General features: G+C 63.1%; 24 protein-coding genes and 1 pseudogene. 10 read left to right on the top strand and 15 right to left on the bottom strand.

The features are described from left to right. The gene (locus ACRQ5J_RS19335; protein WP_432378991.1) at positions 1-651 is read right to left on the bottom strand and encodes an alternative oxidase; all 651 of its coding nucleotides are present in this window, start codon (positions 649-651) and stop codon (positions 1-3) included. 196 nt (positions 652-847) lie between these two features. Here ACRQ5J_RS19335 and ACRQ5J_RS19330 point away from each other — a divergent pair, with 196 nt between their 5' ends. Then, complete coding sequence (locus ACRQ5J_RS19330; RefSeq protein ID WP_432378989.1) at positions 848-2,431, top strand: methyl-accepting chemotaxis protein; 1,584 nt, start codon at positions 848-850, stop codon at positions 2,429-2,431. Here ACRQ5J_RS19330 and ACRQ5J_RS19325 read toward each other — a convergent pair. From ACRQ5J_RS19325 to ACRQ5J_RS19305, 5 genes are read right to left on the bottom strand one after another with little or no spacing between them, the layout of a single operon-like run. Then, a complete protein-coding gene (locus ACRQ5J_RS19325) occupies positions 2,412-2,636 on the bottom strand; it encodes a hypothetical protein (protein WP_432378987.1) in 225 nt (74 codons plus the stop codon). The two genes, ACRQ5J_RS19330 and ACRQ5J_RS19325, sit on opposite strands and share 20 nt — an antisense overlap. 19 nt (positions 2,637-2,655) lie before the next feature. Beyond that, positions 2,656-3,579, bottom strand: coding sequence for a PaaX family transcriptional regulator C-terminal domain-containing protein (locus ACRQ5J_RS19320; RefSeq protein WP_432378985.1), 924 nt, complete (start codon positions 3,577-3,579; stop codon positions 2,656-2,658). Next, on the bottom strand, positions 3,576-4,880 hold the full coding sequence (locus ACRQ5J_RS19315) for a permease (protein WP_432378983.1): 1,305 nt from the start codon (positions 4,878-4,880) through the stop codon (positions 3,576-3,578). Before ACRQ5J_RS19315 ends, ACRQ5J_RS19320 begins: the two co-directional genes overlap by 4 nt. Then, the gene (locus ACRQ5J_RS19310) at positions 4,877-5,128 is read right to left on the bottom strand and encodes a DUF2249 domain-containing protein (protein ID WP_432378981.1); all 252 of its coding nucleotides are present in this window, start codon (positions 5,126-5,128) and stop codon (positions 4,877-4,879) included. Before ACRQ5J_RS19310 ends, ACRQ5J_RS19315 begins: the two co-directional genes overlap by 4 nt. Continuing rightward, positions 5,125-5,583 (bottom strand): hemerythrin domain-containing protein, encoded by a 459-nt coding sequence (locus tag ACRQ5J_RS19305; protein WP_432378979.1) that lies wholly within the window; start codon positions 5,581-5,583, stop codon positions 5,125-5,127. Before ACRQ5J_RS19305 ends, ACRQ5J_RS19310 begins: the two co-directional genes overlap by 4 nt. A 137-nt stretch (positions 5,584-5,720) precedes the next feature. Between ACRQ5J_RS19305 and ubiU the strand changes: the two genes are divergently transcribed. The 3 genes from ubiU to ubiT are packed head-to-tail and all read left to right on the top strand — an operon-like array spanning position 5,721 to position 8,141. Then, positions 5,721-6,734 (top strand): ubiquinone anaerobic biosynthesis protein UbiU, encoded by a 1,014-nt coding sequence (gene ubiU, locus ACRQ5J_RS19300; protein ID WP_432383691.1) that lies wholly within the window; start codon positions 5,721-5,723, stop codon positions 6,732-6,734. A gap of 13 nt (positions 6,735-6,747) precedes the next feature. Continuing rightward, the gene (gene ubiV / locus ACRQ5J_RS19295; protein ID WP_432378977.1) at positions 6,748-7,650 is read left to right on the top strand and encodes a ubiquinone anaerobic biosynthesis protein UbiV; all 903 of its coding nucleotides are present in this window, start codon (positions 6,748-6,750) and stop codon (positions 7,648-7,650) included. Further along, positions 7,647-8,141 carry a ubiquinone anaerobic biosynthesis accessory factor UbiT gene (ubiT, locus tag ACRQ5J_RS19290; RefSeq protein WP_432378975.1) on the top strand — a complete coding sequence of 165 codons (495 nt, stop codon included), beginning with the start codon at positions 7,647-7,649 and terminating at the stop codon, positions 8,139-8,141. Before ubiV ends, ubiT begins: the two co-directional genes overlap by 4 nt. On the opposite strand, the gene ACRQ5J_RS19285 is transcribed toward ubiT, so the two are convergent. The 8 genes from ACRQ5J_RS19285 to ACRQ5J_RS19250 all read right to left on the bottom strand — a co-directional run bounded on the left by ACRQ5J_RS19285 (position 8,107) and on the right by ACRQ5J_RS19250 (position 16,799). After that, positions 8,107-8,847, bottom strand: a complete 741-nt coding sequence (locus tag ACRQ5J_RS19285; protein ID WP_432383690.1) for an anaerobic ribonucleoside-triphosphate reductase activating protein — start codon at positions 8,845-8,847, stop codon at positions 8,107-8,109. The two genes, ubiT and ACRQ5J_RS19285, sit on opposite strands and share 35 nt — an antisense overlap. Further along, positions 8,828-9,004 carry an anaerobic ribonucleoside-triphosphate reductase gene (gene nrdD / locus ACRQ5J_RS19280; protein ID WP_160988830.1) on the bottom strand — a complete coding sequence of 59 codons (177 nt, stop codon included), beginning with the start codon at positions 9,002-9,004 and terminating at the stop codon, positions 8,828-8,830. The genes ACRQ5J_RS19285 and nrdD overlap by 20 nt, the downstream gene beginning before the upstream one ends. Continuing rightward, positions 8,992-11,031: a ribonucleoside triphosphate reductase gene (locus ACRQ5J_RS19275; RefSeq protein WP_432378973.1), complete on the bottom strand. Its 2,040-nt coding sequence runs from the start codon at positions 11,029-11,031 to the stop codon at positions 8,992-8,994. The genes nrdD and ACRQ5J_RS19275 overlap by 13 nt, the downstream gene beginning before the upstream one ends. Positions 11,032-11,124: 93 nt before the next feature. Beyond that, on the bottom strand, positions 11,125-11,796 hold the full coding sequence (locus ACRQ5J_RS19270) for an SCO family protein (RefSeq protein ID WP_432378971.1): 672 nt from the start codon (positions 11,794-11,796) through the stop codon (positions 11,125-11,127). Next, the gene (locus ACRQ5J_RS19265) at positions 11,793-12,722 is read right to left on the bottom strand and encodes a formylglycine-generating enzyme family protein (protein WP_432378969.1); all 930 of its coding nucleotides are present in this window, start codon (positions 12,720-12,722) and stop codon (positions 11,793-11,795) included. Before ACRQ5J_RS19265 ends, ACRQ5J_RS19270 begins: the two co-directional genes overlap by 4 nt. 47 nt (positions 12,723-12,769) lie before the next feature. Beyond that, complete coding sequence (gene nirK, locus ACRQ5J_RS19260) at positions 12,770-14,170, bottom strand: copper-containing nitrite reductase (protein ID WP_432378967.1); 1,401 nt, start codon at positions 14,168-14,170, stop codon at positions 12,770-12,772. Positions 14,171-14,200: 30 nt separating this feature from the next. Further along, the gene (locus ACRQ5J_RS19255; protein WP_432378965.1) at positions 14,201-14,479 is read right to left on the bottom strand and encodes a DUF2249 domain-containing protein; all 279 of its coding nucleotides are present in this window, start codon (positions 14,477-14,479) and stop codon (positions 14,201-14,203) included. 52 nt (positions 14,480-14,531) lie between these two features. Continuing rightward, entirely contained in the window at positions 14,532-16,799 is a 2,268-nt protein-coding gene (locus ACRQ5J_RS19250; RefSeq protein ID WP_432378963.1) for a nitric-oxide reductase large subunit, read from the bottom strand. Between the two features lie 140 nt (positions 16,800-16,939). Here ACRQ5J_RS19250 and ACRQ5J_RS19245 point away from each other — a divergent pair, with 140 nt between their 5' ends. The 6 genes and pseudogenes from ACRQ5J_RS19245 (at position 16,940) to ACRQ5J_RS19220 (ending at position 22,804) form a co-directional block, all read left to right on the top strand. Continuing rightward, entirely contained in the window at positions 16,940-17,344 is a 405-nt protein-coding gene (locus ACRQ5J_RS19245) for an RrF2 family transcriptional regulator (protein ID WP_432378962.1), read from the top strand. A 159-nt stretch (positions 17,345-17,503) separates the two neighbouring features. Further along, a complete protein-coding gene (locus tag ACRQ5J_RS19240; RefSeq protein ID WP_432383689.1) occupies positions 17,504-18,649 on the top strand; it encodes an MFS transporter in 1,146 nt (381 codons plus the stop codon). 10 nt (positions 18,650-18,659) lie between these two features. Then, the gene (locus ACRQ5J_RS19235; protein WP_432378960.1) at positions 18,660-20,045 is read left to right on the top strand and encodes a NarK family nitrate/nitrite MFS transporter; all 1,386 of its coding nucleotides are present in this window, start codon (positions 18,660-18,662) and stop codon (positions 20,043-20,045) included. 13 nt (positions 20,046-20,058) lie between these two features. Then, a pseudogene (hemN, locus tag ACRQ5J_RS19230) lies at positions 20,059-21,470 on the top strand (oxygen-independent coproporphyrinogen III oxidase). A gap of 7 nt (positions 21,471-21,477) precedes the next feature. After that, the gene (locus ACRQ5J_RS19225) at positions 21,478-22,161 is read left to right on the top strand and encodes a Crp/Fnr family transcriptional regulator (RefSeq protein WP_432378958.1); all 684 of its coding nucleotides are present in this window, start codon (positions 21,478-21,480) and stop codon (positions 22,159-22,161) included. Next, a complete protein-coding gene (locus ACRQ5J_RS19220) occupies positions 22,148-22,804 on the top strand; it encodes a carbonic anhydrase (protein WP_432378956.1) in 657 nt (218 codons plus the stop codon). The genes ACRQ5J_RS19225 and ACRQ5J_RS19220 overlap by 14 nt, the downstream gene beginning before the upstream one ends. On the opposite strand, the gene ACRQ5J_RS19215 is transcribed toward ACRQ5J_RS19220, so the two are convergent. Beyond that, entirely contained in the window at positions 22,695-22,961 is a 267-nt protein-coding gene (locus tag ACRQ5J_RS19215) for a DUF3079 domain-containing protein (RefSeq protein WP_432378954.1), read from the bottom strand. The two genes, ACRQ5J_RS19220 and ACRQ5J_RS19215, sit on opposite strands and share 110 nt — an antisense overlap. Between the last annotated feature and the right edge of the window lies 1 nt (position 22,962).

Raw genomic sequence — 22,962 nt, 5'->3', positions numbered from 1 at the left:
TCAGGCTTCCTGTTCCAGCGTGGCCAGGTTCAGCGCGTTGGCGTAGTGGTGGTTGACGTCGCGGTGGCCGACTTCATCGGCGCGCACGGCCAGCACCACATCGCGCAGCGTGGCGGCGGCCGGCAGCGCCCAGTAGTCGATGGCGATCTGCGGCGCAGCGATGTTTTCCACGCGGCCGGCATCAATCTCGGCCAGGTACAGCGTGTAGCTGATGACTGCTTGCTCCTCGAAGTAGCCGACCAGGCGGTGCGCGGTGCGCGGCGTGGTCAGGTACAGCAGGAAGAAGAAGATGAAGAACAGCGCCTGCACCACCAGGATCACCATGCGCTCGAACCAGCTTGGCTTGGCGATTTCGATAAAGGTCATCAGGTGCATGCGTTCGTTGTCGGCTTCTTCCAGCAGGGTGCGGATCCAGCCGTGGTCCGGCGTCATCCAGCGCAGGCAGCGCAGGTGGACCAGCATGCCACCGACCATGCCCGGCACGGCGGCCACGGTTTCGAGCACAATGGCGCGGTTGCCGTAACGCTTGGCGAAAAAGGTGTCGGCGAAGAAGCGCAGCGCCAGTGTGATACCGAGCGCAATGCGGTCCGAGAGGTTGCGAACCTCGTGATGTTTGTCCAGTACGACGGCAGGGGTGTTCGATGCTTTCATTTTCTCTCTCCTTTAAACATGTAAACACAATACATGTTTAAATCTGCGAGGTCAAGCGCTGGATGAGGAGCCTTCGAACCGGCCCGCAATGATCCACATCAAAATTAATCTAGAATAAATTTATATTTTATTTTGGATAATATAGTTGTTGTGGCGACTATATAATTTCCGACTGATTTTATTATCGGATGAGATTATGCGGTCGAATTTACCCATCACCAATACTGAATATATCCTGGAGGAAACAGAAACCATTGTTTCCAAAACTGATCTCTACGGAAACATTCACTATGTAAATAGAGATTTTATCAAGATCAGCGGTTTCTCCGAAGCCGAGTTAATTGGCGCGCCGCAGAATATCGTGCGGCATCCGTATATGCCTGCGGCGGCCTTCGCCGACCTGTGGCGGGCGCTGAAGGCGGGCCGCGCCTGGACCGGTCTGGTGAAGAATCGCTGCAAGAACGGCGATTTCTACTGGGTCGAGGCGAACGTCGCACCGTATCGCGAGAACGGCGAAATTGCCGGGTATACCTCGATACGGGTCAAACCTTCGCGCGAGAAAATCGCGGCGGCCGAGCTTCTTTACAATACCGAAAACCTGCAATTCCGCGAAAAGCACAATATATCGCTGGCCAGCCAGTTTAATGCGTTATTCTTTTTGATAATCGGCTTGATGGCAGTTTCATGGATGTTTCCATCGGTCATTATATTAAACATGCTGGTGGCTGCCGGCGGTTGGCTGATATTGCGCCGGACGGCGCTGACCCCGCTGAATACCATGCGTCGCCACCTCGACCGCATGGGCGGCGGGGATCTGACCGGCCGTATCGAGGCCAGCGGCTGCAGCGAGGCGCAGGAGATGCTGCAATCGCTGCGTATCCTGCAAATCAACCTGCAATCGCTGGTCGGCCAGATCAAGGAGGCCAGCGCCGTGGTCAACAGCGGCGCCGAGGAAATCGCCCTCGGCAACGCCGATCTGTCGGCGCGTACCGAAGGCCAGTCCAGCGCGCTCGAACAGACCGCTGCGTCCATGAAGCAGATGACCGGCACCGTGCGTCAGAATGCCGAAAACGCGCACGATGCCAACGCGCTGGCGCTGGCCGCCGCCAAAGTGGCGGGCGAGGGCGGCGCCGCCGTCAGCGCCGTGGTCGCAACCATGGACGCCATCCACGCCAGCTCCACGCGCATAGCCGACATCATTACCGTCATCGACAGCATCGCTTTCCAGACCAACATCCTGGCGTTGAACGCCGCGGTGGAGGCGGCGCGGGCCGGCGAGCAGGGACGCGGCTTTGCCGTTGTGGCCACGGAAGTACGCAACCTCGCCCAGCGCTCGGCCACCGCCGCGCACGAGATCAAGCACCTGATTACCAGCTCGGTCGATAAGATCGAGAGTGGCAGCCGTCAGGCCGCCGACGCCGGCCGCATCATGGCGGGCATCGTGGAATCGGTGGCACGCGTGGAGCGGCATATGGGAGAGATCAGCCACGCCAGCAAGGAGCAACGCGGTGGCATAGAGCAGATCAACAGCGCGGTGGCGCATATCGATACGATCAACCAGCAGAACGCGGCAGCGGTGGAGGAGGCGGCGGTTGCAGCCCGCCGCATGCGGCAGCAGGCGATGCAACTGGCTGGCCTGATCGCGCAGTTCAAACTGGTGGCGGGCAGTGGCCCATCGTCGAATGTGGTGGCGATCAGTGCGCGCCGCAAGCTTGCGGCGCCGGTGCGGCAGGCCTCTGTCAAGGCCTATGAGGAACAGGTCAGCGCCGGGCGGCCTTGATCTTGCGCGTTGGCGTGGCGCGCGGCGGGTGTTCGGCGGCGGCGCCGAACAGCGCTTCCACCATCGGGTCGCGGCGGATATTCATCTTCTTGGCGCGGGTAGGATAGATCGTGTCGTCGATCAGGCGGTGCACGCGCGCGCCTTCACGGTTGATGGTGACGCTCAGGGTTGGTCCGTCGTAGTAGTCATTAGCCAGTTGTTTCATGATTCTCTTTCGGTGAGGTTCAAGCAGTCATGTAGACGCTGGTGCGGCGCGCGATATGGCGACGTACCGGCGTGGTAGAAAGACCGGCCGGCTGCTCTTGCGCAGGCGCCTCGGTAATCTTCAGGATGTGGCGCCGTGCCTGCGCCGCGCAGCCGCCGTACAGGGCCGCGTAAGTCTGATACGCTTCCATCGCCGGCCAGTCCTGCGGCAGCAGTTCCTGCGGCAGCAGCGGATCGGCACGACGGCAGTGCTGGTAGCCGTGGCTGACCAGAAGGCGCAGCATGTAGGCCTGTTCGTCGGTGAAGGCGCCGCGCTTGCCCAGCATCTGGCGCAGCGGCGCAAAGCGTTGCTGGAATTGTTCGTACATCGCGGCCGGCGTCTCCAGGTCCCAATCCATCTTGCCGAACAGCGGCTGGCGCACGGCGGCCGCCAGCTGCGTGCCGCTGACTTCAAACAGCGCCAGGCCGTGGTCTTCGCCGGCCTGGATGCCGCGCGTGTAGGAGGCGGGACGCGCCATCACGTTCGGCGCCAGCACGCAGTAGTCCAAGTCCAGCAGCAGCTTGCGCGCGGCCGCGTAGCTGGTGGCGCTGATGCCGCCGGAGTTGACCAGCATGCTCCAGTCCTCGGCGAAGCTGCGCGCGGCGGGAATGTTAAGGCGCTGGCGGGTCGAATGGATCAGCGTCGCCGCCGCGGGCGTCAGCATGCACAGGCTGCGGCGGCCGTGGCGCTCGATCTTGATGACCTGGTGCTCGGCCAGGCGGAACAGCGCTGTGCGCACGGTGCGCTCCTGGAAGCCCAGCGGCTCCAGCAGCGCGATGACGCTGCCCAGCCATTGCGTCTTCTGGCCGAAGGCCTGGGCTTCGCTGAACATCAGTTTCAACAGGGTGCTCAGGCGGGGCTTGGCCTGGCGCAGTACGGCATCGATATAGAATTCGCTATTCATGATTGTGCGGGTACAAAAATAATATGTTGGGACACGGCGCGGCCCAGGTTGAGCCACAGTCCGATGCAGGCGGTGCACAGCAACACCGCGCCCGGACGCACCAGCGCCGGCTGATAGCAAGCGCCCAGCAACAGCAGCAGGCCGGCGAGATGCGCGCCGTACTGCCACTGTGCATGGCGCTCGGGGATGATCTGGTTGATATTGGGCGGCTTGCGGCCGCTGACGCCACGCGCCTCCTGCAGGTGATACCAAGTCAGGAAGGGGATGATCTTGTACAGCATGCCGCAGATGGCGGACAACCCGAAGCCGGCGATCAGCAGCACGCCCACCGCCAGCGGCATGGCATTGGAAGGCGTGGCGGCGGGCCATAGCCATACCACCAGCGCCGCCAGCAGGCTGGCCATGGCGGTGCGCCAGTGCAGCGTGGTCGGATCGGCGCGCGGGCGCTTGCGGCGCGCCAGCAGGTACAGCGTGACGGCGCCGAACAGCGCGTAGCCGACGGCCAGCAGCACCAGGCAGGCCATGTGCAGCGTGGCGCCGGGCCCGGTCCAGGCGCTCGACAGCGAGGCTGCAACCAGCAGAACGAACATCCACGTGGCGTAGGCGCCGGTCAGGAATTTCGGATAGGGTTCGGTCAGCATGAACATCGGCACCACCTGGAAAGCGATGGCGATCACCAGCAGACCCACCCAGCCCAGCATGCCCCACATCGCGTGCAGGTCGGTCAGGCGCTGCGCCGCCAGCCGCACCATGCCGGGCCAGGCGAAGGCGCTGGCCAGCATGCCGCCCAGTATCATGGTCAGCACCAGCGACGCCAGCGCCAGGCGGATGCCCGCCACCACCGCGCCGGAACCGGGCAAATGGTACTGCCACATGGCCACGGTGCAGGCGCCGACGAACAGCATCAGCCCCGCCAGCAGCAGGGCCATGGCGATGCGGAACAGCGGCGGGCTGCCCTGCCAGAAGGCGGCGGCCAGGGCCAGCGTGCCGGCGCACAGGCAGACGTGGACCACGGCGCCGACCGGATGGGCGCGCGGCACTTCGATGCCGGCGACCACCGGCAGCATTTGCAGCAGCGCGCCGATCATCGTCATGCTCAGGCAGCCCAGCACCATCAGGTGCGTGATGGCCAGCGTCAGCGGCGACCAGCGCGTCAGCAGGGCCGCCTCGCCCTGCCAGGCAAGCAAGGCGGCGGCCAGCGCCGCAAACAGCGGCGCGCTAAGGAAGTACCGCAGCGGCAGCGACAGCGGCGGATTGCCGCCGAAGGAAAGTACGCGCTGCGGTGCGTCGAGGGGTTTCATGCGATGGGGGCGAGCCAGATAAGGACTTCGTAGCGGTGGTTGTCCCGCACCGTGGTGCGGTACTGGTAACCGTTGCGCAGCAGGATGCGGTACAGCGGCACCGGCTCCCGGTCGATCAGCACGCGCAGGCGCTCGTCGGCGCCCAGCGTGTCCAGCGCTTCCATGATGCGCACCATCGGCTCCGGCGGTTCCAGGCCGCCGACATCCAGCAGGCGGACGCTCTCGCCGCGATCCAGCAGGACGTTCATGCCGCACTCCCTTCGGTCTGGTCGATATTGTCCATGCTGGCGATGACGGCGCCGGCCTGCTTTGCCAGCACGAAGTCCGCTTGCGGATAGAGGATGCCTTCTTCCTTCAGGTTATGCTGCCGCATCATGATGCGCAGCGTGTCGGCGTGGTCGAAGAAGTCGTCGCTGTCGCGGCTTGCGATGGCGGCTTTCATCCCGGCCAGCATCTCGCGCATCTGGCGGTGTTCGGCGCGCATCACCACCGTCGGGCCGTAGCCGTTGCCCAGCGCGTGGTCGAGGCGCGGGAACAGCACGCGCTCCTCCTTGTCCAGGTGACGCTCGAACATGTGCAGGAAGGTGTCGAAATGGCCGCTGGCGTCGTCCCAGTGGCGCAGGATAACTTCCGATTCGGCCATGGCATATTGCTCGTCGCAGCGGCGGTGATCCTGATCGAGATAAGTGGCGATCGTCTGCATTTTCTTTGTCCTTGATTAAATCTGTGTGCATTGTCCCATCCGATAAAGCTCAATTTCTTTGATTCACATCAAGGATTTCCGGGTTCATGGGGCGATACAGTTCGTTCGCCCCACTAGCTCTCAAGTAATGACATGAAATCACCTGTATCCCCCCGATCGAGCTGGTATGCCCGGCGGGTAGTTTGCCGGCCCTGAAGGCCGCCATCGACCTGGGCGCCGACTGCGTCTATCTCGGTTTTCGCGACGCCACCAACGCCCGCAATTTCGCCGGCCTGAATTTCGACGATGCCGCCATCGCCACCGGCATCGCCTATGCCCATGACCACGGCCGCAAGGTGCTGCTGGCGCTGAACACCTATCCGCAGCCGGACAACACGGCGCTATGGCAGGCCGCCATCGACCGCGCCGCAAGGGCCGGAGTGGACGCCGTCATCCTGGCCGACCCGGGTTTGATGCGCTACGCCGCCGACCGCTATCCGAACCTGCGCCTGCACCTGTCGGTGCAAGGCTCGGCCACCAATGCGGAAGCGATCAACTTCTATCAGAAGCAGTTCGGCGTGCAGCGCGCGGTGCTGCCGCGTGTGCTGTCGCTGGCGCAGGTGGAGCACGTGGTGAAGAACACCAACGTGGAAATCGAAGTTTTCGGCTTCGGCAGCCTGTGCGTGATGGTGGAGGGCCGCTGCCAGCTGTCGTCCTACGTCACCGGCGAATCGCCGAACACCCACGGCGTTTGTTCGCCGGCCAAGGCGGTGCGCTGGCAGCAGAATCCGGGCGGCCTCGAATCGCGCCTGAACGGCGTGATGATCGACCGCTACACGCCGCAGGAAAACGCCAGCTATCCGACGCTGTGCAAGGGCCGCTTCGAGGTGGAGGACGAAACCTATTACGCCATCGAGGAGCCAACCAGCCTGAATACGCTGGAACTGCTGCCACAGCTTCTGGAAATGGGCGTGCGCGCGGTGAAGATCGAGGGACGCCAGCGCAGCCCGGCCTACGTTTCGCAAGTGACGCGGGTGTGGCGCGCGGCGCTCGACGATTGCCTGCGCAATGCGGCGCGCTACTCGGTCAAGCCGGGCTGGATGTCGGAACTGAACACGCTGGCCGAAGGCCAGCAGCACACACTGGGCGCGTATCACCGCTCGTGGAAATAAGAACGGAGAAGTCATGTTGAAACTCGCCCTCGGGCCGCTGCTGTATTACTGGCCGCGCGCCAAGGTCATGGAATTTTATGAAGAAATCGCGGACAGCCCGGTGGATATCGTCTATCTCGGCGAAACCGTGTGCTCGCGTCGCCATGAGCTGCGCACAGCCGACTGGCTGGCAGTCGCCGAATTGCTGCGGGAGCGCGGCAAGGAGGTGGTGGTGTCGACGCTGGCGCTGATCGAATCCAGCGCGGACCTCGGCGCGCAGCGCAAAATCGTGGCGAACGGCCGCTTCCTGGTGGAGGCGAACGACATCGGCGCGGTGCACATGCTGAGTGGCCAGTCGGGCTTTGTCGCCGGCCCGCACCTCAACGTCTACAACCCGCCGACGCTGGCGCTGATGCACGAATTGGGCGCGCAACGTTGGGTGATGCCGCTGGAAATGAGCCGCGACGGTTTGCGCCACATGCAGCGCGAACGGCCGCAAGGCATGCAGACCGAGATATTTGCCTTTGGCCGCATGCCGCTGGCGTTCTCCGCGCGCTGCTTCACCGCGCGCAACCGCAACCTGCCGAAGGATGACTGCCGCTTCAGCTGCATCGACCACCCGGACGGTATGCTGATGCAGACCAAGGAGAAGCAGGAGTTCCTGATCCTGAATGGCATCCAGAGCCAGTCCGCGCTGGTGTACAACCTGGTGGCGGAGATGGCGCAGATGGCGGAACTGGGCGTCGATGTGGCGCGCATCAGTCCCCAGTCCACCAACATGAAAGAGATTATCGCTGCCTTCGACGCCGCGCGCACCGGCACGTTGGCGCCGCGCGCCGCCGCCGACGCAATTTCGCCGCTGCTGCCGTCCGAGGCCTGCAACGGCTACTGGTACGGCAAGCCTGGCCTCGAATATCGCATGGAGAACGCAGCATGAATCCGGTAGCACAAAACAATTACGGCCCTGCGCAACCATTGCCAGCCTTGTTGGCCACGCTGGGCCGCCGCCTGCCAGCGTATCCCGGCTCGCTGCTGTGCGTGACGGCGCTTAACCTGGTACTCAAGCCGCACCTGCCGGACGACGTGCGCGCCGGCCTGGCCGGCCGCCATCTGCGTGTGCGCGTCAGCGACGCCGGTGTGGGGTTCGACTTCACCTGGCGCGGCGACAGCTTTGCCGCGCTGCCGCGCAGCGGTGTGCCGGACCTGGAAATCGGCGCCTGCACGCGCGACTTCATTGCGCTGGCCAAGCGCGAGCAGGACCCGGACACGCTGTTCTTCTCGCGTCGGCTGTCGATGGAAGGGGATACGGAACTGGGCCTGCTGGTGAAGAATACGCTGGACGCGATCGAGCTGCCGGTGACGGAACTGGGCCGGCGGGCCCTGACACGGCTGTTTAACGCGCTGCCTGGCCGGCGCGGCGCACGCTGAAATTGGCGAACAGCGGCGCTATCCCGGTCAGCAGCGCCTCGCCCGGATAGCCCGTCTGCGCACTTGCCACCAGGGCTTCGTCCGCGCAGCCGGTGGCGCGGAACTCCTGTAACACGTAATTCTCTACGCCCATTTTTGCCAGGTCATGCGCAAGCTCCGCCAGTATGGCGGGCGATAGCTGCGCCGGATGCACGGTGGTGCGGCATTCGTAATCGACGCCGCTGGCCAGGATGGCGGCCACGCCATCCCTGACTGGCGCGCCGCTGCCGGCGATGCCGGTCACTTCGGCGTAGCGGTCAAACGTCGTCTTCACGTCAAAGCCGACCCAATCCACCATCGGCAGCACGCTTTTCAAGCGTTCTGGATAAATGCAAGCCGTTTCAAGTCCAATCCTGAAGCCCATGGCGCGCACCTGCGCCATGGCGCTGTGCAGCGCCGGGTCCATGGTGGCCTCGCCGCCGCAGAACACCACGGCGTCCAGCATGCCGGCGCGCCGTTCCAGCGTGGTCGCGATATCCTTCCATGCGATCGGGCTTTCGCGCGTGCGTTCCTGCAGATGGGTATTCTGGCAGTAGCCGCAACGCCATGGACAACCCTGCACGAATATCACGGCCGACAGCAGGCCGGGATATTCGCTGGCGCTGAACGGCGTATAGCCGCCAACCCGCAGCTGGCGGCCATCCTCTTTAAGATTCCAGCTGCGCATGCGGCTCGCGGAAGAATTTACGTTCATGGAATTCGCCTTGCTTGCCGATGTTGAAGGACGATACAGGACGATGGTAGCCCATCACGCGGGTCCAGATTTCGCAACGCTGGCGTTCCGAGTCGTCGAGCTGAATGGTTTGCTGGTTCACACTTTGCATGGCGTTTCCTTTGCTGGTTGTTGAAGAGTGGCTTGTTTGCGGGCGATGATCTCGGCATCGCATTTCGGGCAGAACTCATGGCTGCCATTCAGGTAGCCGTGTTTCGGGCAGATCGAGAACGTCGGCGTGACGGTGATGTAGGGCAGGCCAAAACGTCCCAACGCGCGGCGCACCAGCGTGCGGCAAGCGGCGGCGCTGGACAGCGCTTCAGTCAGGTACAAGTGCAGCACGGTGCCGCCGGTGTATTTGCGTTGCAGTTCGTCCTGCTGTTCCAGCGCCTCGAACGGGTCTTCGGTAAAGCCGACCGGCAGTTGCGAGGAGTTGGTGTAGTAGGGCTGCTGCGGCGTGCCGGCTTGCAGGATATTCGGGTAGCGCTTCTTGTCCTCCTTGGCGAAGCGGTAGGTCGTGCCTTCCGCCGGCGTGGCCTCCAGGTTGTACATATGGCCGGTGGCTTCCTGGAATTCGACCATGCGCGCGCGCACGTGATCCAGCAGGCGCAGGGCGAAGGCGCGGCCCCAGGGTGTGGTGATATCGTGCTTGCCGTCCGGGTCGAAGTTGCGGATCATTTCATTGACGCCGTTGACGCCCAGCGTGGAGAAGTGGTTGCGCAGGGTGCCCAGATAGCGCTTGGTGTACGGGAACAGGCCATTGTCCATGTGGCGCTGGATGACCTTGCGCTTGATTTCCAGGCTGTCGCGACCCAGTTCCAGCAGGCGGTCCAGCGCGGCGATCAGGCCAGCTTCGTCGCCGCGATGCAGGTAGCCGAGGCGCGCGCAGTTGACTGTGACCACGCCCAGCGAGCCGGTTTGTTCGGCCGAGCCAAACAGGCCGTTGCCGCGCTTGAGCAGCTCGCGCAGGTCCAGCTGCAAGCGGCAGCACATGGAGCGGATCATGTTCGGCTTCAGCTCGGAGTTGATGAAGTTCTGGAAGTAGGGCAGGCCGTAGCGGGCCGTCATCTCGAACAGCAGCTCGGCGTTGGGACTCTCCCACGCGAAGTCCTCGGTGATATTGTAGGTCGGGATGGGGAAGGTGAAGGCGCGGCCCTTGGCGTCGCCGGTCATCATGATCTCGATGTAGGCGCGGTTGATCATGTCCATCTCTTCCTGTAGATCGCCGTAAGAGAAGGGCATTTCTTCGCCGGCGATGTATGGAATCTGTTCGCGCAGGTCTTCCGGGCATACCCAATCGAACGTCAGGTTGGTGAACGGCGTTTGCGTGCCCCAGCGCGATGGCACGTTGAGGTTGTAGATCAGCTCCTGCATGTACTGTTTGACTTCATCGTAGCGCAGCTTGTCCTTGCGGATGAAGGGCGCCATGTAGGTGTCGAAGGAGCTGAAGGCCTGGGCGCCGGCCCACTCATTTTGCAGCGTGCCGAGGAAGTTGACGATCTGGCCGATGGCGCTGGACATGTGGCGCGGCGGGCTGGATTCAACCTTGCCCGGCACGCCGTTGAGGCCTTCGTTGAGCAGCGTGCGCAGCGACCAGCCGGCGCAATAGCCGGCCAGCATGTCCAGATCGTGGATGTGAATGTCGGCGTCGCGGTGAGCGCGGCCAACTTCCGGCGGGTAGACGTGATTGAGCCAGTAGTTGGCGATGACTTTGCCGGAGACGTTGAGTATCAGTCCGCCCAGCGAGTAGCCCTGGTTGGCGTTGGCGTTGACGCGCCAGTCCTGGCGTTCGAGGTATTCGTTGATCGAAGAGGCCACGTCCACCAATGAGTGCTTGTCCTGGCGCAGCGTGGCGTGTTGTTCACGGTAGATGACGTAAGCGCGCAGCGTGTGGCGGTAGCCGGCGTCGTAAAGGATTTTTTCTACGGTGTCCTGGACCAGTTCCACCGTCAGCCGGTCGGTTTGCGGCAGCGTGGAGAGTTGCAGTAGTACGGCCTCGGTGAGCTGGTCCGCTTGCGGGGTGTCGAATTCGCCGGTGGCGCGGCCGGCGCGCAGCAGGGCGCTTTCAATCTTCACCAGGTTGAATGGCTGCTCGCTGCCGTCGCGCTTGATGATCTTGGTGTGAAATAGTCCTTCCATACTGGCCCCATATCTAGTTGATTTGATCGTGCTTTAACTATATATGGTGTTTTTGGTGACGGTTAGCCCTATCTGTAGTTTTCTTGATCTGGCTTATCTTTTTAGCGCTGTGACGATTTGCTTGACGAATTCGGGGTCTGGATCGACGGTTAGCCTGGTGCTGTCCGCGCGCACGCTGCCGTCCGGATTGAGCAGGGCGATGCGGGTGGTGTGGCTGATTTCGCCGTTGTCCAGTGGGCGATAGCGGATGTCCAGCGCGGAGGCGAGCATGCGGGTGTCGGTGTCGCTGCCGGCGACGGCCAGGCGGTATAGTGCGGGGTCGAGTTTCTGCATGTCGGCCATCATGGCGAGGGACTTGGGTGTGTCGCGCTTGGGATCGAGGCTGATGAGCAGGATGCGCAGGCGCTTGCCATCGGGGCCGAGGGCGGTGACGGTGCGCTTCAGCGTTTCGATCACCACCGGGCAGGCGGAGTGGCAGTCGCCGTAGAACATCGTGACCAGCATTGGCGCGCCGGCGGCTTCTTTCAGCACGAAGCGCCGGCCGGCGGAGTCGGTCAGCGGCGTTGGCACCTGGTAGACCGAGTTGGCCGGGATGTTGATGCTGGCGGCGGCGGGGCGCCACGCGCCGGAATCGGCAGCCGGCGGCACGGCCTGCGCGTGCGATGCGTGCCCCGCATGGTCGTGTTGCTGCGCACTGGCGGAGCTGAGCGGCAGTAGCACAGCGGCGATGGCGAGTGTCACGCCGGTGATGACGGTGGTTCTCATGGTGTAGCTCCTTGATCGTTGGAGTCGCGCGCGCAGCGGAATCCGAGGTTGGCGCCGCCCTGGCGCGCTTCCATCGCGGAGAGCAGGGCGAGGCGCATCAGGACTGCGTAATTACGGCGGTCTTGCAGCGAGACGGCCGCGCCGCCGCAGAAATCGAGCTGTTTCTTTTCGCCGCTGGAGCGGCTGTCGGCATTGACGAAAAGGCCGCTGTAGTCCTCCACCCATTCCCACACCAGACCATGCGTATCGTGTACGCCATAGTAGTTGGCAGGGGTGGCGGCTACGCGGCCGGGAAGGGTTTTTCCTGCGTCGGCATACCAGCGCAGGATGTTGGAAAGCCAGGCGTCATCATCACGCGCATCGGCTTGCGTGGCGTCGGCTTTGGCGGCGAATTCCCATTCATACCAGCGGGGGAGTCTGGCCTGTTCTGACGCGCAGTAGGCTTGCGCGGCATACCAGCTGACCTGGATGACCGGGGCTTCGTCGTCGGCGCCGTCGATGGCGGACAAGTACGTCGGCGTGGTGAACAAGGCCGGCGCCTGTTCGCGACGCCACATCGGCGACGCTTGCAGAAAGGCCTTGAACTCACGGTTGGTAACGAGGCGGCTGCGCAGTTGGTATGGTTTGACCTGCGCGTCTGCCGCCACGCCGTCCGCCGGCAGCACGCTGCGCAACGGACCGCCGGCGATGGCGCGATACGCCGCGGCGGCGGCATCGGCTTCGGCTTTGGTACCAGCGCCCGCGCCGGAGCCGGCGCCGATGCCGCCAGCGCGATGAGCATCGCGGTGATCGCCGCCTCCACCTGCGTCGGCCCCGGCGGCTGGCTGGGGAGCGACGCAAACATCGGCGAGGGCGGCGTCGAGGCGGGCGCCGACATCGGGCTGCTGGACAGGACCGCCGTTGCTGGCGGCCCCAATGGCAGTCACGCTGCACGCAACTGCGATAGACAGCACAAGTATCGGCGCTTTCATGATTACCTCGCCTTGCGCATTTCCGCCACTTGCGTCGGCGTGATCACCGGTTTGCCATCGTTCATCGCAACGCTGACATAGTTGATCACTGCCGCCACATCCTCGTCATTGAGCTCCTGCGGCGGCATCACACCGTTGTAATGCTCACCGTTGACGACAAGTTCGCCGGTACGTCCATGCAGCACAATGTGCGCCATCTCATATGGACGCTCCTTAAAGAAGTCCGAATTAGCCAGCGGCGGGAACACGCCCGGCACGCCCTGGCCCTTGTCCTGATGGCACACCGCGCACGTAGCGTCATACACCGACTTGCCGCGCACCTGCTGTCCCGGCACCGCCGCCACAGGAGGCGCAGCCTTGACCGGCACCGGCGCCGCAGCACCCTTGGCGGCAGGCAGCGGCTTCTTGACGCCCTTGCCATAAATGCTCGGATTCTCAGGGCCGCTGACCGACAACAGGCCGATAGCGCCCTTGTTGAAAGCGCGCGTCAGCGAATGATCCACCAGCGTCAGGTTGCCCGGCACCTTGGGCGTGAACTCGACGATGGTGGCGCCGCCGGCCGGCACCATGGTGGTCTGCACCTGCTCCTGGAACTTGGTGCCGCCCTCGATATACACCTTATCGAAGATCGCGCCGATGACGTGGAAGCTCGACGTGATGTTAGGGCCGCCGACGCCGAAGAACATGCGGACCTTCTCATTGGTCTTTGCGGTCAGCGCATTGGCGCCGGTCAGGGCGCCGTCGGCGCCGTTGAACAGCACATAGGTAGGCTTCTCATCGATGGCTTTCTGCTGGTCGAATGATTGCAGGCCGGGCGCGCGGTAGGCGCCGGTGGTGTAGAAGTCACCCTGCATCACATAGTATTCCTTGTCCACCTTGGACATGCCTTCCTTCGGCTCCACCAGGATCATGCCGTACATGCCGTTCGCCACGTGCATGCCAACCGGCGCGGTGGCGCAGTGGTACACGTACAGGCCCGGATTCAAGGCCTTGAACGTAAAGCTGGCCTCATTGCCTGGCGCGATCAGCGTCTGTGCCGCGCCGCCGCCAGGACCGGTTACCGCATGCAGGTCGATATCGTGCGGCAGCTTGTTGTCCGGGAGGTTTTGCAGATTCAGCTCCACCGTGTCGCCCTCGCGCACGCGGATCATCTTGCCGGGCACCGTGCCGCCGAAGGTCCAGAAAGTGTATTTCGTCCCGGGCGCGATCTCGCGCTCGACCTCCTCGACAGTCAAATTGACCACCACCTTGGCGGGGGTCTTGCGGGTTATCTGAGGCGGCATTAACGGCGGAGCGACCAGTTCCTGCGTGATGACGGGGAGTTCTGGAGCGGCGAAACTTTGGGACACGACGAGCAGCGCAGCGGCAACGCTGGCGGCGGCAAGCTTGAATTGCGTTTTCATCTCAATCACCTTCTGGTTGTTGTTGGTGTTTTACTGCGGTGTTGCTTCCTCAACTGCGAGGAAATCGATAATGACCTGTCCTTCCGTGCGCGAGACATAGGTGGCGCGGAAGTACGGGCCATAGCGATGCTGGATCTGTGCCAGTAAAGGCAGCGGATCATGGTCGTTACAGAAGCGCATGGTCTCGCCGGGATGCAGCGCTTCCAGCGCGCCGAAGATGGCGGCATGGCGGAAGCGCTTGGCGACGCCACGCGCGTCGAATGGATAGACGCCGGTGTCGGCGGTTGGGGTGGGACAATCGTGGGGCATGTTAAGACTCCGTGTTGTCGTCATTCCGGCCTACGCCGGAATGACGGGGGTTTCAGGCGTGATCGGCGACGGCGGCAGGGCTGCTTTCCTTGCGCGCCACCATCAGGCGCCAGGCAAACAAGGCCAGGAACAGCGTGCCGACGGCGAACACCACGTCGCCCGGAACGCGCAGCCACACCAGCGTTTCCATGAATTTCGAGTGGATCAGTTCAGGCGAGCGGGCAAACCACATGCCGTGCGTGATGCTGCCCCAGGCCTGGTAGATGCCGGCCGGGACCAGCGAGATGAACACCATCATCGCCAGGCCGATGTTCAGGCACCAGAACATCGGGCGCAGCAGCGCATCCGACCAGGCCAGACGGCTGGACAGGCCGCGCAGGCAGAACAGCAGCAGGCCGATGCCCAGCATGCCGTACACGCCAAACAGCGCGGCATGGCCGTGGGCCGCTGTCATGTTCAGGCCCTGCATGTAGTACAGCGCGATCGGCGTATTGATCGAGAAGCCCAGCAGGCCGGCGCCTATCGTGTTCCAGAAACCGACCGCGATGAAGCACAGGATCGACCAGCGATAGCTGCTGACCCATGGCGCGGCTTTCGATCGCTGGTAGTTGCGCCATGCCTCGATACCGATCAGCGACAGCGGCACCACTTCCAGCGCCGAGAACATGGCGCCAATCGCGATGACGAAGGTTGGCGTGCCGGTGAAATACAAGTGGTGCAGCGTGCCCAGGATGCCGCCGAACAGGAACACGATGGTTTCCAGCACGATGGCGTTGTTGGCGGTGGCTGCGCGGATCAAGCCAAGGCGGGTGAACAGCAGGGCGATGACGGCGGTGGCAAACACCTCGAAGAAGCCTTCTACCCACAGGTGGACCAGCCACCAGCGCCAGTATTCGATCATCGAGTAGTGGCTATGACGGCCCCAGGTCAGCGAAGTGGCGTAGAAGCCGCCGATGCACAGCGCCGACAGGAACACCATGACGATCAGGCCGCGGCTGGACGATGGATTTTTCAGCGCAGGCCACAGTGCGCGGCCCAGCAGCGTCACCCAGAACAGCAGGCCGACGAACAGCAGGATTTGCCAGATGCGGCCCATGCTGGTGAATTCCAGTCCTTGATTACCCAGCCAGAAGGCGAACTCGGTGCCCTTGTGTTGCAGGGTGCCGATCCAGCCCATGGCGGTCGAACCGACCACGATGAACAGCAGCGCGTAAAACAGCACATTCACGCCAAGCTTCTGGAAGCGCGGCTCGTGGCCGGAGATGGCCGGCGCGATATACAGGCCGGTGGCCAGCCAGGCGGTGGCGATCCACAACACGGCGAACTGCGTGTGGATGGTGCGGCTTACCACGAACGGCAGGATTTCCGCCAGCGGGTAACCAAAGAAGCTCGTGCCTTCGACCGCGTAGTGTGCGGTGATGACGCCCATGCCCACCTGCGCCAGGATCAAGCCGATCACCACGAAGAAGTACTTCTTCGTCGCCTTCATCGACGGCGTGGCTTTGAGGTTGAACAGCGGGTCGTCCTTCGGTGGTTCGGGATCTTCCTCTTCCTTGGCAGCCGAGTGGGCCATCACCATGGCGGCGATGGCGCCGATCATCAGGATCACGCTGGCGATGGACCAGATGCCCGCTTCGGCGGTCGGCCGGTTGTCGATCAGCGGTTCATGCGGCCAGTTGCTGGTGTAACTCAGGTCCGTTTCGCCCGGACGGTCGGCCGCTGCGGCCCACGACGACCAGAAGATAAAGGCCGGCAGCGCGCGCAGGTCTTCCTGGTTCGGCACCGAGTTGGCGTTCATCGCATATTGTTCGCGCAGCTGATCGAGGCTGCGGGCGTCGCCGAACAAATCAGTATAGTGCCTGGCGACGGCGCGCACGGCGGCGGCGCGGTCGGCCGAGAGGATGATGGCGCCGGTGTTGGCGTCATAGGTATTGCGGCGCATTTCTTCTTTCAGGCGCGCGTTCAGCGCGGCCTGCTGCGACTTGTTCAGGTCATCGAAGTTGGCGCTGTATTCGCGCTGCGCCCAGATCTGGCGCAGTTCCAGCGCCTCGCGGTGCAGCCAGTCGGCCGACCAGTCGGGCGCCAGGTAGCTGCCATGGCCCCAGACGGAACCCAGCTGCTGGCCGCCGGCCGAGAGCCAGGCCTGCTGGCCGCGATCGACCTGGCCTTCGCTGAAGAGCACCTCGTTGTCGGCGCTGATGACTTGTTTGGGGATGGGTGGCGCGGTCTGGTAGATTTGCGCACCCACCCAACCCAGTACGGCGAAGGAGAGAACGCAGATGACGGCGAGCCAGGTCCAGAGCTTGCGTGTAGCGTGCATGGCATGGTTCCTTTTTATTTGAGCTTGTCAGGATCGACAGCCGGATTCTAGGCCTGCGTTTTAAACAAGCATACAAAATGTTTGTTATTTCTTGATCTGGGTTATGCATGCTGTCCGCGCCGGCGGGAATAATGGGCGCCATGCGACTAACCACCTTCACCGACTACACCTTGCGCACGCTGATCCACCTGGCGAAGCAGCACGCGCGCCTGTCCACCGTGGCCGAAATCGCCAGCCTGCACGGCATGTCGCAGCACCACCTGACCAAGGTGGTACACCACCTGGGCGTGACCGGCGTGATACGCACGATACGCGGCCGCAATGGCGGCATCATGCTGGCCCGCCCGGCGGAGCAGATCAGCGTCGGCCAGATCGTGCGCGACAGCGAGCCGGATTTCCACATGGCCGACTGCTTCGACATCGAGAACGGCAGCTGCCACTTGGCGGGCCGCTGCCATGTGCAGAAAGTGCTGTGCAAGGCCACCGATGCCTTTTTGGCCACGCTGGACGCTGTGACGCTGGCGGACCTAGTCCTTTCGACCTAGATGGGGCATACGTCATGCCGATAGTCGATTGGTGCGCTGCAGCGTACCCTGACGCCATCCCTATGTGTAATCAGGAGAGGCAAAGTGTCAAACAATAACAAGGCAATTTCAGTGCTGGTGAGTAGTACCTTCGCGTTCACGATCTGCTTCGCGATCTGGATGATGTTCGCGGTGCTGGGCATTCCGATCAAGAAGATGCTGGGATTGAACGAAACCGAATTCGGCCTGCTGGCCGCGATGCCGGTGTTGAGCGGATCGCTGGTGCGTGTCCCGCTGGGCATCTGGTGCGACAAATACGGCGGCCGCATCGTTTTCTTCCTGCTGATGCTGGCCACCGTGCCGGCCATCCTGCTGATCGGCCACGCCACCGAATACTGGCAGTTCCTGGTGCTTGGCCTGTTCGTTGGCCTTGCCGGCGGCTCGTTCTCGGTCGGCACGCCGTATGTGGCGCGCTGGTTCGCCAAGGAGCGCCGTGGCCTGGCCATGGGCATTTTCGGCGCCGGCAACTCCGGTTCCGCGCTCACCAAATTCGTCGCGCCGGCCATCATCGCCGCGTGGGGCTGGCAATCGCTGCCCACCGTGTATGCCATCGCCATGCTGGTGACGGCGATTCTGTTCTGGCTCTTTTCGGCCAGCGATCCTTCGCACAAAACCAGTTCCGCCGTGTCGTTCGGCGAGCAGCTGAAGGTGCTGAAGGACCGCCGCGTATGGCGCTACTGCCAGTACTACTCGGTGGTGTTCGGCGGCTACGTCGGCCTGGCGCTGTGGATGACCAAATACTACGTGGGCGAATACGGCTTTGACCTCGGCCTGGCCGCCTTGCTGGCAGCCTGCTTCTCGCTGCCGGGCGGCGTGCTGCGCGCGGTTGGCGGCTGGATCTCGGACCGCCACGGCGCCTACAAGGTGACGTGGTGGGTGATGTGGGTGTGCTGGGTGTGCTTCTTCCTGCTGTCCTACCCGCAGACCGCGATGATCATCCAGACCACCAAAGGCCCGCTGCATCTGGACCTGGCGCTGTCGCCATGGGTCTTCACCGGCTTGTTGTTCATCGTCGGCACCGCGATGGCGGTCGGCAAAGCCTCGGTCTTCAAATTCATCGCGGACGATTTCAGCGACAACATCGGCGCCGTATCGGGCGTGGTTGGTCTTGCCGGCGGCCTCGGTGGTTTTGTGCTGCCGATCATGTTCGGCGCCTTGCTGGACCTGACAGGCATTCGTTCCAGCGCCTTCATGCTGTTGTACGGCACCGTGTGCGTATCGCTGGTGTGGATGCACTTCTCGTTCCGCCCACAATCGATTAAATAAGGAGAACCTCATGAGCAAGTACATGATCAACACGTGGGAGCCGGAAAGCTCCGCGTTCTGGGGCAGCGGGGGCAAGGCCACCGCCAACCGCAACCTGTGGATCTCGATTCCCGCGCTGGCGCTGGCCTTCGCCATCTGGATGGTGTGGAGCGTGGTGGTGGTGAACCTGCCGGCCATCGGCTTCAAATACAGCACCAACCAGCTATTCTGGCTGACCGCCTTGCCCGGCCTGTCCGGCGCCACGCTGCGCATCTTTTATTCGTTCATGGTGCCGATCTTCGGCGGCCGCAAATGGACGACGATTTCCACCGCCTCGCTGCTGATTCCGGCAATCGGCATCGGCTTCGCGGTACAGGACATCAACACCGGCTATCCGACCATGCTGATACTGGCGCTGCTGTGCGGCTTCGGCGGCGGTAACTTCGCCTCGTCGATGGCCAACATCAGCTTCTTCTTCCCGAAAGCGCAGAAGGGCTACGCGCTGGGCATGAACGCCGGCCTGGGCAACCTGGGCGTATCGGCGGTGCAGTTCGTGGTGCCGCTGGTGATTACCGCCGGCGTGTTTGGCGCCGTGGGCGGGGAGCCGCAAAGCGCCGTCAAATTTGGCACGGAAACCACCTTGTGGCTGCAAAACGCCGGCTTTATCTGGGTGCCGTTCATTATCGTCAGCAGCCTGCTGGCCTGGTTCGGCATGAACGACCTGGCCTCGGCCAAGGCTTCCTTCGCCGAGCAGGCGGTGATCTTCAAGCGCAAGCACAATTGGCTCATGTGCTGGCTCTACACCGGCACCTTCGGCTCCTTCATCGGCTATTCCGCGGCCTTCCCGTTGCTGATCAAGACCCAGTTCCCGGATGTGAACGCGCTGAAGTACGCCTTCCTCGGCCCACTGGTGGGCGCCTTGTTCCGCGTTGCGGGCGGCGTCATCGCCGATAGACTGGGCGGCGCGCGCGTCACCTTCTGGACCTTTGTCGGCATGATCGCCGCCGTCTATGGTGTGATTGCCTTCCTGCCGCATGGCGAAGCGGCAGGCAGCTTCAGTGGCTTCTTCTGGATGTTCATGGCGCTGTTTGCCGGCACCGGCATCGGCAATGCCTCGACCTTCCGCATGATCCCGATCATCTTCATGACCGAGCGCCAACGCGCGGCCGCCGGTCAGCCGGAAGCCGTGCAACAACAAGCCATCATCGACGCCAACAAGGAAAGCGCGGCGGTGCTGGGCTTTACTTCGGCGGTGGCGGCGTACGGCGCCTTCTTCATCCCGAAAAGCTACGGCACCTCGATCGCGCTGACCGGCAGCGTGGACGCGGCGCTGTGGGGCTTCATCGCTTTCTATGCCAGCTGCATCGCCATCACGTGGTGGTGCTATTCCCGCAAAAACGCCGCCATGCCTTGCTAACCGGAGAAATATCATGATTCCGCTGATCCCATCTGTCGAATTTGACGCAGCCCTGGTACGCAAGTTGAACCAGATGGGGCCACGTTACACCTCGTACCCGACCGCCGACCGTTTCGCCGGCGACTTCGGCGCGGAGCAGTACCGCGCCGCCGTCGCCCGGCTGGACGCCATCGGCGAGCGGGCGCCGTTCTCGCTGTATGTCCACATTCCGTTCTGCGAATCGCTGTGCTACTACTGCGGCTGCAACAAGATCATCACGCAGGACAAGACCAAGTCCACCGAGTACCTGGGCTATCTGTCGCGCGAGATGGCGCTGCAGGCGGAGGCGCTGGGCGAACGGCGCAAGGTCGACCAACTGCACTTCGGCGGCGGCACCCCGACCTATCTGAGCGACGCGCAGATGGACGGCTTGCTCGGCCAGTTGCGCGCCTATTTCGACTTTGCGCCGGACGAGGAGGGCGAGTTTTCGATTGAAGTCGATCCGCGCACCGTCACGCCGGAGCGCATCGCCACCTTGCGCCGCCAGGGTTTCAACCGCATCAGCCTGGGAATCCAGGACTTCGACCCGGCGGTGCAAAGGCCGTCAACCGCATCCAGTCCTACGAGCAAACCATGGACGTGTTGCGCGCCGCCCGTACCTGCGGCTTCCGTTCGATCAGCGTGGACCTGATCTACGGCCTGCCGCTGCAAAGCGTGGAAAGCTTCGGTCCGACGCTGGACAAGGTGGTAGCCGCGCGCCCGGACCGCATCGCCGTCTACAACTATGCGCACATGCCGCAGCTGTTCAAGGCGCAGCGCCTGATCAAGGCGGAAGAGCTGCCGGACCCGGAAGCCAAGCTGGCCATGCTCGGCCTGTGTATCGAGCGCCTGACGGCCGCCGGCTATGTCTACATCGGCATGGACCATTTCGCGCTGCCGGACGACGATCTGGCGCGCAGCCAGCGCGAAGGCAAGCTGCAACGTAACTTCCAGGGCTATTCCACCCACGCCGATGCGCCGATGGTGGCGCTGGGCGTCTCGGCCATTAGCGCGGTCGGCAACAGCTACAGCCAGAACGAGAAGGTGTTGAGCGCCTATTACGAGCGGCTGGACGCCGGCCAGCTTCCCATCGCGCGCGGCATCACGCTGAACGAAGACGATGTACTGCGCCGCACAGTGATCGGCCGCCTGATGTGCGACTTCGTCCTTGCGTACAAGGACCTGCCGCTGCCGCCGGGCGTGACGCCCGGGGAATACTTCGCCGCCGACCTGGCGCGCTTGCAGCCGCTGGAAGACGAAGGGCTGCTATCGCGGGATGGCAGCGGCATCGAAGTGAAAATGCGCGGACGCCTGATGATACGGAACATCTGCATGGCGTTCGACAATTACCTGAACGCGCCGAAACAGGAAGGACCGCAGCCGGTGCGGTACTCGCGAACCATTTGAGGCGGTTATGGATAAGACCAAGATCAAAGTACAAGACTTCCTGGCCAGGGTGCCGCTGTTTAACTCGATGGGCGCAGAGGAACTGAATCGCATCGCGCTTGGCACCACCGAGGTGCGGGCGGAACGCGGCGAGCAGATTTTCCAGCGCGGCGATCCGTGCGTAGGCTTCCATCAGGTGCTGTACGGGCAGGTCAAGCTGTCCTTCACGTCGGTCAGCGGCGTCGAGAAAGTGATTGAACTGATCGGCCCCGGTCACAGCTTCGGCGAAGCGCTGATGTTCATGGGCAGCCCGTACATCGTCACCGCCACCGCCACCGAGGATACGCTGCTGCTGCACGTGTCCAAGCCGGTGATTTACCGCGAAATCCACCATGACCCGGAATTCGCCTGCAAGATGCTGGCGGGCCTGAGCCAGCGCATGCACTCGCTGATGTGCGACATGGAGTCGTACGCGCTGCGCACCGGTACCCAGCGCGTAGTCGGCTACCTGCTGAAGGAGCTACCGGATGCACAGTCCACGCAAGTGACGCTGCCGGTCACCAAGGCGGTGCTGGCGTCGCGCCTGAACCTGACGCCGGAGCATTTCTCGCGCATCCTGGCGGAGCTGAGTGCCCAGAACCTGATTACCTTCAAGGGTCGCAAGATCAATATCACCAACCCGGAGGCTTTGCGCAATCATGCAGGATATTGAAAAATTCATCAGCGGCTTTAGCCGCTTCCAGCAACAATACTTCAACGATAACGCGGAGCTGTATAGCAGCCTGCGCACCGGCCAGCATCCGCACACGCTGCTGATCGGCTGCTGCGACTCGCGCGTTGATCCTCTTCTGCTTACCGGCAGTAATCCGGGTGATATTTTCATCGTACGGAATATCGCCAACCTGGTGCCGCCTTGCACGCCGGACGCGCCGCCGGGCGTCAGCTCGGCCATCGAATTCGCCGTCTGCGATCTGGAAGTGGACCGCGTTATCGTGCTGGGGCATGCGCGCTGTGGCGGCATCCGCGCGCTGATGTCGCCGGCGCCGCGCGCCGTGCCGCGCGAAACCGACTTTGTCGGCCGCTGGATGCGCATTGCGGAACCGGTGGCGGCGCGCGTCAGGCGCGAGCTGGCGCACCGCGACGTGGCCGAGCAGCACCACGCCTGCGAACTGGCCAGCATCCTGCAATCACTGGATAATCTGCTGACCTATCCGTGGCTGAAGCGCCGCGTCGACGAAGGGAAACTCAAGATTCACGGCTGGTATTTCGATCTGGAGAGTGGGGCGCTGATGGCGTATTCGGCGCGTCAGCAGCAGTTCCTTCCGCTGGTGTGCCCTCTGACTTCGGCGCGTTAAGGCCGAAGGTCTCCCAGCCTTCGCCGAAGGTTTCGATCGGGTGCTGGGTGCGGTCGGCGCCATTGCCGCAGATCATGGCGTCATGGGCGCAGTATTTATCGCACCCCCAGCAGATCAGCTCCGGGCGTGCCGGGCGTATGGGGAAGTTCTTGGCCATG

The organism is Duganella sp. P38 (genome assembly GCF_050859475.1).
Lineage (GTDB): Bacteria > Pseudomonadota > Gammaproteobacteria > Burkholderiales > Burkholderiaceae_D > Rugamonas.
This window is presented reverse-complemented; position numbering and strand designations above follow the sequence as displayed.

Bases quoted from the DNA above. Each gene is read 5' to 3' on its own strand.
- ACRQ5J_RS19335 (WP_432378991.1), bottom strand. From the start codon at position 651: ATGAAAGCATCGAACACCCCTGCCGTCGTACTGGACAAACATCACGAG.
- ACRQ5J_RS19330 (WP_432378989.1), top strand. From the start codon at position 848: ATGCGGTCGAATTTACCCATCACCAATACTGAATATATCCTGGAGGAA.
- ACRQ5J_RS19325 (WP_432378987.1), bottom strand. From the start codon at position 2,636: ATGAAACAACTGGCTAATGACTACTACGACGGACCAACCCTGAGCGTC.
- ACRQ5J_RS19320 (WP_432378985.1), bottom strand. From the start codon at position 3,579: ATGAATAGCGAATTCTATATCGATGCCGTACTGCGCCAGGCCAAGCCC.
- ACRQ5J_RS19315 (WP_432378983.1), bottom strand. From the start codon at position 4,880: ATGAAACCCCTCGACGCACCGCAGCGCGTACTTTCCTTCGGCGGCAAT.
- ACRQ5J_RS19310 (WP_432378981.1), bottom strand. From the start codon at position 5,128: ATGAACGTCCTGCTGGATCGCGGCGAGAGCGTCCGCCTGCTGGATGTC.
- ACRQ5J_RS19305 (WP_432378979.1), bottom strand. From the start codon at position 5,583: ATGCAGACGATCGCCACTTATCTCGATCAGGATCACCGCCGCTGCGAC.
- ubiV (WP_432378977.1), top strand. From the start codon at position 6,748: ATGTTGAAACTCGCCCTCGGGCCGCTGCTGTATTACTGGCCGCGCGCC.
- ubiT (WP_432378975.1), top strand. From the start codon at position 7,647: ATGAATCCGGTAGCACAAAACAATTACGGCCCTGCGCAACCATTGCCA.
- ACRQ5J_RS19285 (WP_432383690.1), bottom strand. From the start codon at position 8,847: ATGCGCAGCTGGAATCTTAAAGAGGATGGCCGCCAGCTGCGGGTTGGC.
- nrdD (WP_160988830.1), bottom strand. From the start codon at position 9,004: ATGCAAAGTGTGAACCAGCAAACCATTCAGCTCGACGACTCGGAACGC.
- ACRQ5J_RS19275 (WP_432378973.1), bottom strand. From the start codon at position 11,031: ATGGAAGGACTATTTCACACCAAGATCATCAAGCGCGACGGCAGCGAG.
- ACRQ5J_RS19270 (WP_432378971.1), bottom strand. From the start codon at position 11,796: ATGAGAACCACCGTCATCACCGGCGTGACACTCGCCATCGCCGCTGTG.
- nirK (WP_432378967.1), bottom strand. From the start codon at position 14,170: ATGAAAACGCAATTCAAGCTTGCCGCCGCCAGCGTTGCCGCTGCGCTG.
- ACRQ5J_RS19255 (WP_432378965.1), bottom strand. From the start codon at position 14,479: ATGCCCCACGATTGTCCCACCCCAACCGCCGACACCGGCGTCTATCCA.
- ACRQ5J_RS19250 (WP_432378963.1), bottom strand. From the start codon at position 16,799: ATGCACGCTACACGCAAGCTCTGGACCTGGCTCGCCGTCATCTGCGTT.
- ACRQ5J_RS19245 (WP_432378962.1), top strand. From the start codon at position 16,940: ATGCGACTAACCACCTTCACCGACTACACCTTGCGCACGCTGATCCAC.
- ACRQ5J_RS19240 (WP_432383689.1), top strand. From the start codon at position 17,504: ATGATGTTCGCGGTGCTGGGCATTCCGATCAAGAAGATGCTGGGATTG.
- ACRQ5J_RS19235 (WP_432378960.1), top strand. From the start codon at position 18,660: ATGAGCAAGTACATGATCAACACGTGGGAGCCGGAAAGCTCCGCGTTC.
- ACRQ5J_RS19225 (WP_432378958.1), top strand. From the start codon at position 21,478: ATGGATAAGACCAAGATCAAAGTACAAGACTTCCTGGCCAGGGTGCCG.
- ACRQ5J_RS19220 (WP_432378956.1), top strand. From the start codon at position 22,148: ATGCAGGATATTGAAAAATTCATCAGCGGCTTTAGCCGCTTCCAGCAA.
- ACRQ5J_RS19215 (WP_432378954.1), bottom strand. From the start codon at position 22,961: ATGGCCAAGAACTTCCCCATACGCCCGGCACGCCCGGAGCTGATCTGC.